The organism is Synechococcus sp. WH 7805, assembly GCF_000153285.1.
In the GTDB taxonomy this organism is placed as follows: Bacteria; Cyanobacteriota; Cyanobacteriia; order PCC-6307; family Cyanobiaceae; genus Synechococcus_C.
In genome coordinates this window covers 1788961-1802007 of the sequence record NZ_CH724168.1, presented here as the reverse complement: position 1 = coordinate 1802007, position 13047 = coordinate 1788961, and the positions used below count along the sequence as shown (strand labels likewise).

12 protein-coding genes are annotated in these 13047 nt (G+C 57.3%); 6 read left to right on the top strand and 6 right to left on the bottom strand.

The window, feature by feature from the left end:
• The first annotated feature begins 307 nt into the window (after nucleotides 1-307).
• A complete protein-coding gene (locus tag WH7805_RS09325) occupies nucleotides 308-1063 on the top strand; it encodes a mechanosensitive ion channel family protein (protein WP_232198991.1) in 756 nt (251 codons plus the stop codon).
• Nucleotides 1064-1078: 15 nt separating this feature from the next.
• On the opposite strand, the gene WH7805_RS09320 is transcribed toward WH7805_RS09325, so the two are convergent.
• From WH7805_RS09320 to WH7805_RS09310, 3 genes are read right to left on the bottom strand one after another with little or no spacing between them, the layout of a single operon-like run.
• Nucleotides 1079-1867 (bottom strand): ABC transporter permease, encoded by a 789-nt coding sequence (locus tag WH7805_RS09320; RefSeq protein ID WP_006042816.1) that lies wholly within the window; start codon nucleotides 1865-1867, stop codon nucleotides 1079-1081.
• The gene (locus WH7805_RS09315) at nucleotides 1867-2664 is read right to left on the bottom strand and encodes an ABC-2 family transporter protein (protein WP_006042815.1); all 798 of its coding nucleotides are present in this window, start codon (nucleotides 2662-2664) and stop codon (nucleotides 1867-1869) included. Before WH7805_RS09315 ends, WH7805_RS09320 begins: the two co-directional genes overlap by 1 nt.
• Nucleotides 2664-3644 carry an ATP-binding cassette domain-containing protein gene (locus WH7805_RS09310; RefSeq protein WP_006042814.1) on the bottom strand — a complete coding sequence of 327 codons (981 nt, stop codon included), beginning with the start codon at nucleotides 3642-3644 and terminating at the stop codon, nucleotides 2664-2666. The genes WH7805_RS09315 and WH7805_RS09310 overlap by 1 nt, the downstream gene beginning before the upstream one ends.
• A 204-nt stretch (nucleotides 3645-3848) precedes the next feature.
• On the opposite strand from WH7805_RS09310, the gene WH7805_RS09305 reads away from it, so the two are divergent.
• Nucleotides 3849-5069 (top strand): extracellular solute-binding protein, encoded by a 1221-nt coding sequence (locus WH7805_RS09305; protein ID WP_038004614.1) that lies wholly within the window; start codon nucleotides 3849-3851, stop codon nucleotides 5067-5069.
• 5 nt (nucleotides 5070-5074) lie between these two features.
• Nucleotides 5075-6322: a mechanosensitive ion channel family protein gene (locus WH7805_RS09300; RefSeq protein WP_006042812.1), complete on the top strand. Its 1248-nt coding sequence runs from the start codon at nucleotides 5075-5077 to the stop codon at nucleotides 6320-6322.
• Nucleotides 6323-6339: 17 nt separating this feature from the next.
• Here WH7805_RS09300 and WH7805_RS09295 read toward each other — a convergent pair whose 3' ends face one another.
• Nucleotides 6340-9084: a valine--tRNA ligase gene (locus tag WH7805_RS09295; protein ID WP_038005321.1), complete on the bottom strand. Its 2745-nt coding sequence runs from the start codon at nucleotides 9082-9084 to the stop codon at nucleotides 6340-6342.
• A 55-nt stretch (nucleotides 9085-9139) separates the two neighbouring features.
• Here WH7805_RS09295 and WH7805_RS09290 point away from each other — a divergent pair, with 55 nt between their 5' ends.
• Both WH7805_RS09290 and WH7805_RS09285 read left to right on the top strand, forming a co-directional pair.
• Entirely contained in the window at nucleotides 9140-10396 is a 1257-nt protein-coding gene (locus WH7805_RS09290; protein WP_071933703.1) for an extracellular solute-binding protein, read from the top strand.
• Nucleotides 10393-11652, top strand: coding sequence for a mechanosensitive ion channel family protein (locus WH7805_RS09285; RefSeq protein WP_006042809.1), 1260 nt, complete (start codon nucleotides 10393-10395; stop codon nucleotides 11650-11652). The genes WH7805_RS09290 and WH7805_RS09285 overlap by 4 nt, the downstream gene beginning before the upstream one ends.
• On the opposite strand, the gene WH7805_RS09280 is transcribed toward WH7805_RS09285, so the two are convergent.
• Together WH7805_RS09280 and WH7805_RS09275 are read right to left on the bottom strand one after the other, a co-directional pair.
• Nucleotides 11618-12187 (bottom strand): 2OG-Fe(II) oxygenase, encoded by a 570-nt coding sequence (locus tag WH7805_RS09280; protein WP_050752034.1) that lies wholly within the window; start codon nucleotides 12185-12187, stop codon nucleotides 11618-11620. The genes WH7805_RS09285 and WH7805_RS09280 overlap by 35 nt on opposite strands.
• Before the next feature lie 61 nt (nucleotides 12188-12248).
• Entirely contained in the window at nucleotides 12249-12707 is a 459-nt protein-coding gene (locus WH7805_RS09275) for a hypothetical protein (RefSeq protein WP_006042807.1), read from the bottom strand.
• Between the two features lie 67 nt (nucleotides 12708-12774).
• On the opposite strand from WH7805_RS09275, the gene WH7805_RS09270 reads away from it, so the two are divergent.
• The gene (locus tag WH7805_RS09270; protein WP_006042806.1) at nucleotides 12775-13032 is read left to right on the top strand and encodes a hypothetical protein; all 258 of its coding nucleotides are present in this window, start codon (nucleotides 12775-12777) and stop codon (nucleotides 13030-13032) included.
• Nucleotides 13033-13047: the final 15 nt, after the last annotated feature.

Genomic DNA, 13047 nt, shown 5'->3' with positions numbered 1-13047 from the left:
TGAATTTCTACACACCAACACCGGCCTTGCTGTGGGGTCCTTGGTGCTGGTGGGTGCATGGCTGTGTCTGCAACTTCTCAGCCGCCATGGTCGCAACCTCGGGAGCAATATCAGCCGTAGCTTGAGGAGGCCAGTGCTGATTGGCCTAGGGCTCACGCTCTATGGAACCTGGATCACCCATCACATCAACCAGCGTGTTGATGTGATGGAACAGCAACTCCTGAACCGTCTTGCAGCGTCCTTGGTGATTGTCACGATCAGCTGGGCAGTGCTGAATGTGGGAAACACAATTCTGGAATCGGCGTCCATGCGCCGCTGGTTGCAGATGGACAACGAACAAGACGAAGCCATGCTCGTCAACCTGCTGGGTCGTCTCTACACCATTGTCGCGCTGCTGATCACAACAGCCGTATTAATGGTGAACTTCGGTATTCCCTCTGCGGCCATTGCAACCCTGCTGGGTGGTGCAGGAATCGGCTTCACCTTTGCCACGCAACAGATCAGCCAGAATTTTCTTTCAGGCTTCATGCTGTTCTTCAATCGGCCCTTTAAAGAAGGCGATTGGATTAACACTGACAACCTGCAGGGAACCGTGGAATCAATCGGCTGGTACTACACAAGAATCCGCACATTCGATCGCAGGCCACTGCACATCCCTAACTCGATTTTTGCGACAAAACCGATTGAAAACCCAGGCCAAATGTACAACAGGCGCATTCTTGCCAATATCAGCCTGCGCTATGAAGACATCAACAAGGTCGCAGGGATCACTCATGAGGTCAAAAAACATCTCCAGCATCATCCTCAGATCGATCAGGAACAAATCATCCTTGTGAATTTCAATCAGTGGGATGCATCATCCATCAACATGATGGTTTATTGCTTCACCAAGACAACGGTCTGGGCCGAATGGCTAGAGATTCAGCAATCCATATTCCTCGACATAGCAGGAATTGTGAGGCGGAGTGGGGCCGATTTTGCTTTCAATTGCATGACTCTCTACCCAGCGTCGTCCAGCACTCCAAAGCAATGGACTGCATTGATTCCGCAAGATGCATCTTGAACACGCCCGGTAATGTCAACTCGACGCTGAGGTGTAAGAGCGCAGGGCAAACAACCAGAAGGCTCGCGCCGCCGCAAAGAACAGCACAGCCAAACCACAACCCGTCATCAGCATCGGTGCAGCGGCTTGTCCAAGCAACACCTGGGCGGGAACCGTGGTGAGAAAGGCCACCGGCAGCACCAATGTGAAGAGCAGGCGCAGGGCCGGCGGATAGGCATTGAGGGGGTAGCGGCCAGAGGCCAGAAGAGCTCGTAACACCTCCGTGGCATTCCAGGTTTTGACGAACCAGATGCTCGTGGCAGCGATCAGAAACCACAGTGAATAAAGAATCAAGCCACCGGCCAGCAGCATCACCAGCACGGAGAAAAAGGAGGAAAGCGTGAGCACCACACCGGCCTGATGGCTGCCCCAGGCCAAAAGCCCAAGCCCCAGACCGATCTCCGGCAGCCCTGCCGGCGACAGCGTGCGCAGCGACAGCCAGAACTGACTGTCGATCGGCTTGAGCAGCACAAAGTCCAGGGTGCCCTCGCGCACATGGGTGACAATCGCGCCGAGATTGGGGCGCAGCCAGGTGGTGGCCATGCCGTCGAACACGGTGTAGAGCCCCTGCACCATCAGAGCCTGGGCCCAGCTCCAGTCCCCCAGAGTCTGCTGCGGTCCATAAAAGAGCGAAAGCAGAAACAGGCTGCCGCTAAGGCTCATCGCCACCGCCAGCAGCTCGATCAACACATTGGCCTGATACTCCAGCTGCACCGCAAGAGCGGTGCTCCAAAAGCGACACAGGGTTCGCCAATAGCGCCCCATCAGGCCCCCATGGCGCTGTAGCGCCGCACTCCGGCCCGCCAGAGCAGCAGCACCAGCGGCAACAACAAGGCGATCCAGGCCAGTTGCGCCCCAAAACCCGCCAGCAGATCCACCGGCTGGCCCGCCAGCACCCGAGCCGGGAAATCGATCAGATAGGGGAACGGGGTCCATTGGGCCCAGGCGCGAACCGCCGGCGGGAAGGCCGTGAGCGGCGCCAACAAGCCCGAAAGAAACAGAAAGGGAATGAACTGGAGCCGCTCCAGGGCACTGGCCTTTTCACTCCAGAAGCACAAAGCCGCAATCAGGCTCTGAAACAAAAAGGCGATGGCAAAGGCCATCCAGGTGGCGAGCCAGGCCAGCAGGAACCCGCCCACCGACGGCAACCAGAACGCCTGGGGCTGCACTACGAAGAACACTGCCGCAATCAGAGCCGCGAAGGGCAGACGCGTGAGCTGCTCACCGAGATGCGCCGCCACGTAGCGCCAGAGCGGGTGCAGCGGTTGCAGCAGGTAAGGGGAGAGCCGACCCATCAGGGCGTCTTCCTCGAAGTCGTACACCACCCACACCACCGAAAACTGGCGCACCAGAAAGGCACTGAGGAAATAGCGATCCAGGGCCACCCCATCAAGACCCAGCCCCGAGCGCGCATCACTGCCGCTCCAGACGCTGAGCATGATGAACGGCAACACACCGGAGAGCGCCCAGAGAGCGATCTCGGCGCGGTACTCGAGCATGTGGGCGTACTGGGTGCCCAGCAGCACGCGGATGATCCGCCGGTTCAGCCCGAAGATCCGCATCAGACGCGCCCCTGTCGGAACAGCCCACCGATCAGTTCCTCAATCGGCGGATCGGTCACATCCAAGTCGCGCACCTCGAAGCGCTCAAGCAGCTGGGCCACCACGGCGGTGAGCTGATCCCTTGAAACCAGCAGCCGCACATCACAGCCTTCGATTCGCTCCAAGCGCCCCAGACCCGCGAACACCGAAGGGGCAACAGGGGATTCCAACTCCAATCGCACCTCCCGCTCCGGCGCCAATTGCTCAGCCAGGGAGTCCAGCGGCCCATCGTGAAACAAACGTCCCTGATGGATCAGCAACACCCGCGGGCACAGGGCTGTGATGTCAGCCATGTAATGGCTGGTGAGCAGCACCGTTGCCCCCGTACGGCGGTTGTACTCAGCGAGGAACTGGCGCACCCGGGCCTGGGCATTCACATCCAGACCCAGCGTGGGCTCATCGAGGAACAGCACCTCCGGCTCGTGCAGCAGCGCTGCCAGCAGCTCGGCTTTCATCCGCTGACCCAGGGAGAGCTTGCGCACCGGCCGGGTGAGCTCCTCCCCCAGCTCCAGCAGATCAGCCAGTTCGCTGATCCGTCGCCGAGCCACAACATCGGGGATACCGTAGACAGCCGCATTCACCCGCAGCGAATCCATCGGCGGCAGATCCCAGAGCAGTTGCTGCTTCTGGCCCATCACCAGGGTGATCCGGCGAAGAAACTCTGCCTGACGGCGCTGGGGCCGGTGGCCCGCCACCTGCACCTCCCCGGCGCTGGGGTGGATCAAGCCACAGAGCATCTTCAAGGTGGTGGTTTTGCCGGCGCCGTTAGCGCCGAGAAAACCCACCATCTCGCCAGGCTCAATCGCAAACGACACGTTCTGCACCGCCGTCACGTCCCGGGTGCGGCGGCGGACGAAATGGCGCAGGGTGCCAGCTAGCCCTGGCTGCTTCTCAGCAACCTGGTAGATCTTGGACAGCTCCGAAACGCTGATGAGCGCCATGCCTCGCGTTGCCGGGTTGCTGCGAAAACTGTAACTAAATCAATTTTGACAAGCCGCTTGAGCAAGGGTGGCTTCACGATGTTCTATTGCTGATCTCTTCGCGGAAAACACAAACCGTTGGAGTGCCAGACAGTGCAGAACGGATCGGCAGCCTAATAAAACCAAGTTAAATTCACAAGGAATATGAACCCTGCGGCTCCGACGGTGCGCTGCCTGAAAACCTTCAACAGACTCTTAGCAGGATCACTGGCAATCCTGCTGAGCAGTTGCACAAGCCTGAAGGCGCCGAAGACACTCTTTATTACTACCGGAATTAATGAAGAAGATTTCAGAGCCGAAACAAGCCAAATACGATCGTTCCTGAGTAAATACACCGAAGCCTTTCAACGCTCCAACCCAGCCGTGAACGTTGTTTTCATTAACTACAAGTCAAAGAATTTTTACGACCAGATCACCAAAGACACCAGCCTCAACCTTGGGCCCGACCTGGTCATTACAGAACAAGTTTCAGCGCCTGAATTGTTCGCTCGCGACCTCATCACGACACTCCCCAGTCAGCAATATTTTAATGCCATTTATAGCCAGCGCACCCAATCGAGAGCCAAAACAAAAGCTGGATATTTGTTTGCACCATGGCTGATCAACACACAATTCGCATGCTTCAACAAAACAAAAATAAATGACCCTCCAAGCACGATTCAAGAGCTTGAAGAACTCAGCGCCAGCGGGAAAAGAATCGGACTGGCAGCCAATCTTTTTGAGCTCAGATGGACAGCGGGCACGCAGGGAGCGATCTCAGAATTCAGCTCACTTGGAAGAGGAATTACAACAAATCAAGCATACCCAGGCATCCAGGCATGGCTTCAATGGCTACAACGGGCTGCCCTCTATAAGAACATCTCATTCCATGAGAACTTCAGAGAATTGAGTCTCAAGCTGAAAAACAATCAACTCGACTGGATTACATGCTGGGGCGGCACCGCACTGGAAGATCTCAAAAAGACGATGGGGAACAAGCTCGGAGTCGCCGCACTCCCGAACGGCAGAAGCTCAAAAGCATTTCCAAGTCAAGTATTTTACGGCTTCTCACTAGGGAAAGATTCCAGCCAATCCCAACGGACTATGGCATTGAAATTCATCATATCCAATGTGAACGTCATCGCACAGAGAAAGATTCAACTCGACGATTTAGGACTCCTAGCAGCCAATCAAAACGTATCCATTCCACCTGAGATCTCAAAAATCCAATCTGCCATCAATACATCATATAACGAGCAGAGTCAGTCTTACTCGAAAGAGGAACCTGGACTACAAAGCTACGGAGAACGCTATGGAGATCCAAGCAAAACAATCGCAGATGTTATTGATGGCTCTCTCGACGTCGATGAAGCCTTAAAAATCCTCACCACACCACAAACAAACTGATCACCATGGAGGCACTACAGACAGAGATTGTGGGTTGGCTGGGCTACTTGGACAGGTGGAGCGTGAGCTGGCAGATCGCTTTTATCCTTCTTGTTGCGATTTCAGTTGCATTCACCCGCCGGACGACGACACTCTTCAACAACAATCAACCCCTTGCCAATCTTGTTGGCCCTCTAACCCTAGTAGGCACGGGACTGCTTCTTGGGATCGTGCCAATCCCATCTGGCATTGTTCTTCAGGTGGGGCTCTTCTGGGCACTCTTTAATACTGTCAGCTGGATTGAATCAAAACTAAAGATCAATAACCGCAAAAATCAACTTGCAGCGTTACTCAGTAAAATCGCGAAGCCCGCAATATTGGTCTGGGCGATTACTTATTTTATCGCAAGACTTAGCAGCCTGTCGGCTATAAGCATTGTTGGAATAGGTAATTTTTCAAACACTGAGTTCGCCATCGGCAACACCTTTTTACTTGCCATTGGATTGTACTTAATCTTAGTAACGAGTCAAACTTTTGCAGCACTTACAGCCTATGTGATTCAACTAATTCTCAAATACGATGATCGGACACGCAAACTACTTCAACCTCTTTTCCAGTATTTGATCATTACCTGTGGCCTGGTAGCGCTTGCATTATGGGCAAATTTTGACAGCAGCACTCTGCTCGTTATCTTCGGCTCATTAAGCATTGGCCTGGGACTCGGGCTACAACAACCAGTCTTGAACTTTGTTACTGGAATCTGGCTCTTACTTGAGGGTTCTATCAAACCTGGCGAAGTTCTCATGATCGACAATGAACCTTGTCTGGTGAAGAAACTTGGCTTAAGGGTGATCTACCTAAGTAGACAGCGTGATGACGCGGAACTGCTGATTCCCAATCAAATCCTTTTTCAAGCGAAAGCGGAATCATTCACCGCAGGAGAAAATAACAGACGAGAAACCATTGAAATTGGCGCCGCTTACCACCACAATCCGCAACTCATCATTGGCTTGCTGGAGGAGATTGCTCAATCTCACGACCGGGTTCTTAAACAGCCGATGCCGAAAGCATTCACGATCGATTTTGCCGACTCATCAATCACCTACATACTCAAATTCTCTGTTCGCAATCCGCTTGATGCTTTGACAGTCAGCAGTGAACTGCGTCAGCAGATCTGGACTGCCTTCGAAGAGAACGACATCACCATTCCCTTTCCCCAGCGCCAGGTGTACCCCATGGAATGGCCTCCCAAGGACAAGAAAACGCTTGGCTGACAAAGGCCAGGTCGAGATCAGCTGAGGTCGGCCAGACGCTTGCGGGCCAGATCGGCCTGAGCCTGCTTCTCATCCAGGTTGGCCTGGCATTCCGCCACCACCTCTGGCGGGGCCTTGCCAGCGAAGTTGGGGTTGCCCAGCCGGCCTGCCAGTCCCTTGATCTCCTTCTCGGCCTTGGCGATGTCTTTTTCCAGACGGCCCTTGAGCGCATCGAGATCCACAAGCCCTTCGATCGGCAACAGCACCTGCAGCTCACCGCTCACCCCCGCCAGGGCCTTGGCCACTGGAGCCGCATCAGCTTCCGCCGGCGTCATCACCGCCACCGACTCCACCCGGGTCAACGCCGTGATATCGGCCGTGCCCTTGGTGAGCACAGCCGCCAGCTCGCCGCGGCCGGTGACGAAGCGCACCGGCACCGATTGGGAGGGCTTGAGGCCCGCCACCGCCCGCAGGTTGCGCACCAAGCGGATAGCACCGATCAGCTCCGCGAAGGACGCTTCCAAGGCATCATCCAGAGCGCTCTCATCCCGAGCCGGCCAGGACTGCAGGGCCAGGAAACTGGTCTCCGGTTCGCCGGTGACGCTGTGCCAGAGCTCCTCGGTGAGGTGGGGCATCAGCGGATGCAGCATCAGGTGCATCTGGCTGATCACCTTGGCCAGCACCTGCTTGGCCACCCGTTGATCAGCCAGGGCCTCGGCTGAGGGGTTCTCACCGGGATTGAGCCGGCGCTTGCTCAGCTCCAGATACCAGTCGCAAACGTCGTTCCAGGCGAACTCGTAGAGGCCCTTGGCCGCTTCACCCAGGCCATAGCTGCTGTAGCGCTCGGCCGTCTCCCGGTTCACCCTGGCTAGACGCGAGAGGATCCAACGGTCCGCCAACTGCAGGGCCTCAGGGATGGGCTCACCGAGTTGGGCCGGCGTCTCGCCGCCCAGGTTCATCAGGGCGAAGCGGGTGGCATTCCAGAGCTTGTTAGCGAAGTTGCGCGAGGCCTCCACCGTGGCGGAGGTGTCTGTCTTGCGGTCGTAGTCCAGGCGGATGTCCTGACCCGCACCCGCCACCTCCCGCACCAGGGCGAAACGCAGGGCATCGGTGCCGTAACGGTCGATCAGCAGCAGCGGATCGATGCCATTGCCGGCGCTTTTGCTCATCTTGCGGTTCTGCTCGTCCCGCACCAGGCCGTGGATGTAGACGTCCTGGAAGGGCATCTCGCCGGTGAAGGCGCCGGCCATCATCGTCATCCGGGCCACCCAGAAAAAGATGATGTCGAAGCCCGTCACCAGGGTGCTGGTGGGGTACCAGCGCTGCAGGTCAGCGCTATCGGCATCGGGCCAACCCAGGGTGGAGAAGGGCCAGAGGCCACTGGAGAACCAGGTATCGAGCACGTCTTCGTCCTGCTCGATCTCCGCCGCAGCGCCGTACTCCGCCTTGGCCTTCTCCAGGGCTTCGGCTTCGTTGCGGGCCACCACGTAGGGCGTGGTATCGGTGTACTGACCGCCGGTCTCGCTGATCACGAACCAGGCGGGGATGCGATGGCCCCACCAGAGCTGGCGGCTGATGCACCAGTCGCGAATGTCGGTGAGCCAATCGCGGTAGACCTTCTCCCAGCGCTCGGGGATGAAGCGGGGATCTTGCTTCTCCAGTGCTTCGCGGCAACGGGCCGCCAGAGGCTCGGTTTTGACGAACCACTGGGTGGAGAGCAGCGGCTCAACCGGCACCTTGCCGCGATCGGAATAGGGAACGCTGTGGCGGTAGTCCTCCACCTTCACCAGCAGACCCAGCTCCTCCAAGCCGGCCACCACGGCCTTGCGGGCCTCAAAGCGATCGAGCCCCTCGAACTGACCGGCCTCACTGTTCATCGTGCCGTTTTTACGCATCACCGTGATCTGGGGCAGACCATGGCGCTGGCCGATGGCGAAATCATTGGGGTCGTGAGCGGGCGTCACCTTGACGCAACCGGTGCCGAAGTCTTTCTCAACGTGGTCGTCGGCCACGATCGGAATCTCACGACCCACAAACGGCAGCGTGAGGGTCTGACCCACCAGGTGGGCATAGCGCTCATCGGTGGGATTCACCGCCACCGCCGTATCACCCAGCATCGTTTCGGGCCGGGTGGTGGCTACCTCCAGATGGCCGTCGCCGCTGCTGAGCGGATAGCGGAAATGCCAGAGATGCCCGTCCACCTCCTTCATCTCCACCTCCAGGTCGCTCACCGCCGAACCGGAGGCGGGGCACCAGTTCACCAGGTATTCACCGCGGTAGATCAGGCCCTGCTCGTGCAGGCGCACGAAGGCCTCCTTCACCGCCTCGCTCAGGCCTTCATCCAGCGTGAAGCGCTGGCGCTTCCAATCAACGGAGTAGCCCAAGCGCCGCAGCTGGCCCACGATGCGGCCGCCGCTTTCGGCCTTCCACTGCCAGGCCCTCTCCAGGAAGGCGTCGCGGCCGAGGTCGTGGCGGGTCTTGCCCTCCTCTTTCAACTGCTTCTCGAGGATCGTCTGCACCGCGATCGAGGCGTGGTCGGTGCCAGGCAGGCAGAGCACGTTTTTTCCAGCCAAACGCTGGTAACGCACGATCGTGTCAATCAGTGCCGTGTTGAAGGCATGGCCCATGTGCAGGCTGCCGGTGACGTTCGGTGGCGGGATCACCACCGAAAACGGTTCACCAGGCGCTTTGGGGTCCGGATGGAAGGCTCCCTGGTCGTCCCAGGCCTGTTGCCAACGAGCTTCCGTACCAACCGGGTCGTAGGTCTTGGCCAGTTCGGGCACGGAAACGGTGCAATGCGTGGGCCATGCTCGCAAAGAAGAGAACGGCCAACTCAGAATGGCGCCAGCATCTCGACCCTTGATCGTGAACCTGCGGATCACAGCAGGACTGCTTCTCGTTGCCCTGGCCCTGAGTAGTTGCAGCGCGTTATCAACGGCAACGCCTGTGATGCTGTACGTGGCGATGGTGATCGGCAAAGACGACCGCATCAGCAGTGACACGCAGAAAGACGCGAGACAGCGGGTCGAACTGATCGTCTCCAATTTTCAGAAGCTGTACCCAAATGTTCAGGTGCAGCTGGCTCTTTACCGGCGCTCGATGCTGATGGCTGAGCTGCGCAGTCGCAGTGAGGCAGATCTTGGACCGGATCTAGTCCTGACTGATGCACAGCAAGCGAAAGCACTCCTTCGCGAGGGGCTCACGGATCCCTTGCCACAAACCGAGCGCAGCAGCAAACAGACAGACCCCGGCATTCTCAAACACGTGCGCCTTCAAGATGGACGACTGGCAGGGCAGCCCTTGGTGCTGTACCCACAGATCGCCTGCTTCAACACCCAGGCCATCGCAGCGCCACCGCAGACTTTGAACGAACTGCTTCAGGTTGGTGCTGCAGGCGCTCGCGTAGGCCTTTCCGTTGCCATGAATGAGGTGTTGTGGACGGCAGGGAGTCTCAATGCTCTACCAGCACTCGCTGCTGCAGCCCGCAACCAATCCTTATCAGCCGACCAACGCGATCGCATCACCGGCTGGCTGACCTGGTTGCAACAAGCCAGCAATCAACGGAATCTCACCTTTTTTGAAAACCAAGGTCAGCTGACCACACTGCTCGGCAATCGAGAACTGGATTGGATCAGCTGCACCTCAGACATGCTCTTTCGTCTGAAAGACCGACTCGGCGACGACCTCGGCATTGCTCCGTTGCCGAGTGGACCCAACGGATCGGCAGCACCCATGAATTTGCTTCGTGTTCTGGCCTTAGGCAAAGACTCAAGTGCACACCAACGCTCAATCGCAATCGCCCTGAGTGATTACGTCACCAATCCACTTTTACAGAGAAATCTTTCGCTGTTGTCAACGTCATTCGTGCCCGTGAATCCTGACGTGATGATTGCCACGAAAAGTTCAAAAAACCTAGCCGCTTTGGAGTTGGCTCTGAAAGATTCACAGATCCAGGGAGACAACCTGACCGCCATCGAGGGAGACGGACCGACCACCGAGACGATGACAAATCTTCTGATTCCGCTCGTGTTTGGCGTCAGCCAACCTCAAACCACTACCGATGAACTCATTTCGATTCTGAGCCAGGAGTCATGAATCAGCTGTTCTGGGAAATCATCGGTTGGCTGGGTTATCTGCAGCGCGCCTCGATCGTGTTTCAACTGCTGCTGATTATTGCGCTGGTGATGGCTTGGCGCTTTCTGCGACAACACCCCAGGCTGAAGACGATTCCCAAGCCTCTGAGCCTCCTGATCGCCCCAGCTGGACTGGGGCTGATCAGTGCCTTGGCGAAGAGCCTGGGCTGGGATGCAGGGCTGCTGAGCTACCTGGGTTTGAGCTGGCTTGGGTGGAACTTTCTGAGCTTGCTGGATGGTCTACTCCAGCAACTGATGCCTGTACCGAGGGTGCATGAACTACAGAGTCGACTGGTCAAGCCTCTGTACCTCACCACCGTGGTGCTGATGTTCATCAATCGGCTTGACAGCATTAAAGATCTATCGGTGATTGAACTCGGCCAGGTGTTCGGCGTTTCGCTCACCTTGGGCAAATTGTTCACATCCCTACTCGTGAGCTATCTGTTGCTCGTGGGCACAGGTCCCCCCACGGCTGGTGTTTCCTGGTTGATGCAAAAAATACTCGGCTATTCCGAGGGAAGTCGTAAGGCTATTGAACTGATCATCCGCTACGTGGTCGTTGGTATCGGAGTCACGGCTGTGGGATTTCACATCGGCCTGAATGGAACCGCCCTGGTAGCGATCGCTGGAGGACTCTCCGTCGGCCTGGGCTTCGGGATCAAGGAAGTCTTTTCCAACTTCATCAGTGGCATCTGGCTCCTGTTTGAAGGATCCGTCCGTCCAGGCGAAGTGCTGATGGTCGATAACGACCCCTGTGAGGTCCGAAAGCTTGGCCTCAGAGCCACCCTGCTGTGGCGCGATCGCGACAACGCGGAACTCCTGATTCCCAATCAGATGTTCTTCACGGCTCAGGCCACCAGTTACACCGCCACTGACCGCCTACGCCGGAGCGAGATTCGCATTCATGCCGCCTATCGGCACGATCCACGCCAGGTGTTGCAGCTGCTGGAGGAAACTGCCCTGAATGTTCCCAAGGTGTTGAAGAATCCCGCCCCAAGAGCCCTGCAGATGACGTATGGAGCATCGGCAATCGAATACTCGCTGCGCTACTGGATCGCCGATCCCATGACCAACATCACCATCGTGAGCGAAGTGAATCAGGCGATCTGGACGGCGTTCAAACGTGAAGGTATCGAAATTCCTTTCCCGCAGCAGGTGAACACGATTCAAAAGAATCGACAGCTCATGAGCGAGACAGACGCGCGAGAAAGGCCTTAGAAGCCCCGGCATTGATCCACCCCGTTGCAATTGTTTTGCTGTGGGTCTTGGTGATACGGCCCCGGTGAATGTGACTGGGACCAGCCGGGAAAAGAATCAACTTGCCCCGCTCGGCGGCTTCGTGATGGTGCTGCCAATGAAACTCGGTACCAGCCTCAGGCACGGTGTCGCAATAAAGAATCCAGGCGAGAACACGGTGCACCGGTTCGGTGGCCTCATCGCTGATCGTCCAGTCGCAATGCCACTGCCGGAAACCCTCCCCAGGGGCATAACGCTGCAGATTGAAGATGGGCATCACGAACAACTCCTGATCCGGACACACCTGCCGAAAGAGGGGCCGTTCGTCCAAGTAGCGGACAAGCGCGGCACTGACCCCACGCAGAATCACCTCTGCAAAGGCAAAGGCCTCGGCATCGGTGCGATCGATGGCCACGAGGCTGATGTCTGTGCTCACCTTCGCGGGTTCCGCATCGCCGTCAGAGCCGAAGGCAATGCCTGGTCGTTGGAGATCCGTACGACGATCAAAGAAGGCCATCACGGCATCAGCGACAGCCTCGAAGCCGGCATTGCGGTAAGAAGCGATCAAGGGGGCCTGCTTAATCACAGTCGTCCTCCCAGGGAATGGCCACTACCCCCTCCAGCTGCTGCCATCGCCCCTGATCCTGCACCACCTTTTGGATCAAAGAGACTCTCTCGAGTGCCCTCTGGAGGCGATCGGGGGCCAGAACCGAGGGATCACCCGGATCCTGAGACAGAAGCAACACCTGCTGCTCAGCCGGATCCGCGAGAACCTGAAGCTCAAGATCAGGCAGCTCCCGTTCAAAAAACGTGCGCCGCAACCGCGATGTGATCCGTTCGCCAAGAGCAACGGCGAAATGCTCCAGGCTTTCGGTGTCACCTGACAGACCGCAGTTCAAAGCCAGCCAGATCATCAGTTTGGCCCAGCTGTCCACCGTCCAAAGCGGCTGAAAACTCTCGCGGTTCTGTCGAATCAGCTCACCAAAGGCGAAATCCACCAGGGTGCCCTGGAGCTGTTCGGAATCCGGTAAACCCATCCTGATGCTCAGCTGAAGACATCCTCCTCCCCGGAGGTCAGACTGGTGCAGCGCGCTGAGCCTGACAATGACCCTGGATCTCAACGATCCCGAACTCGAATTCTCGGATCTGGTGTACGCCTATCAGAGCTGGGTGATGGCGGTGATCAACGACGAAAAACTGGACAGCGAGGACACCCTCCTCACGGACGAGATCACCGAAGATGCCCTGAACGCGATGCGCTTTCTTCCCGGTGAAGTGACCAGTGCCATCGAAACCTCTTTGGCAAGGGTCTACGACGTGGATGCGGACGAACTGGCAGGGCTGCTGTTCCCCGAGGACTGATCCAACCAGCGAGAC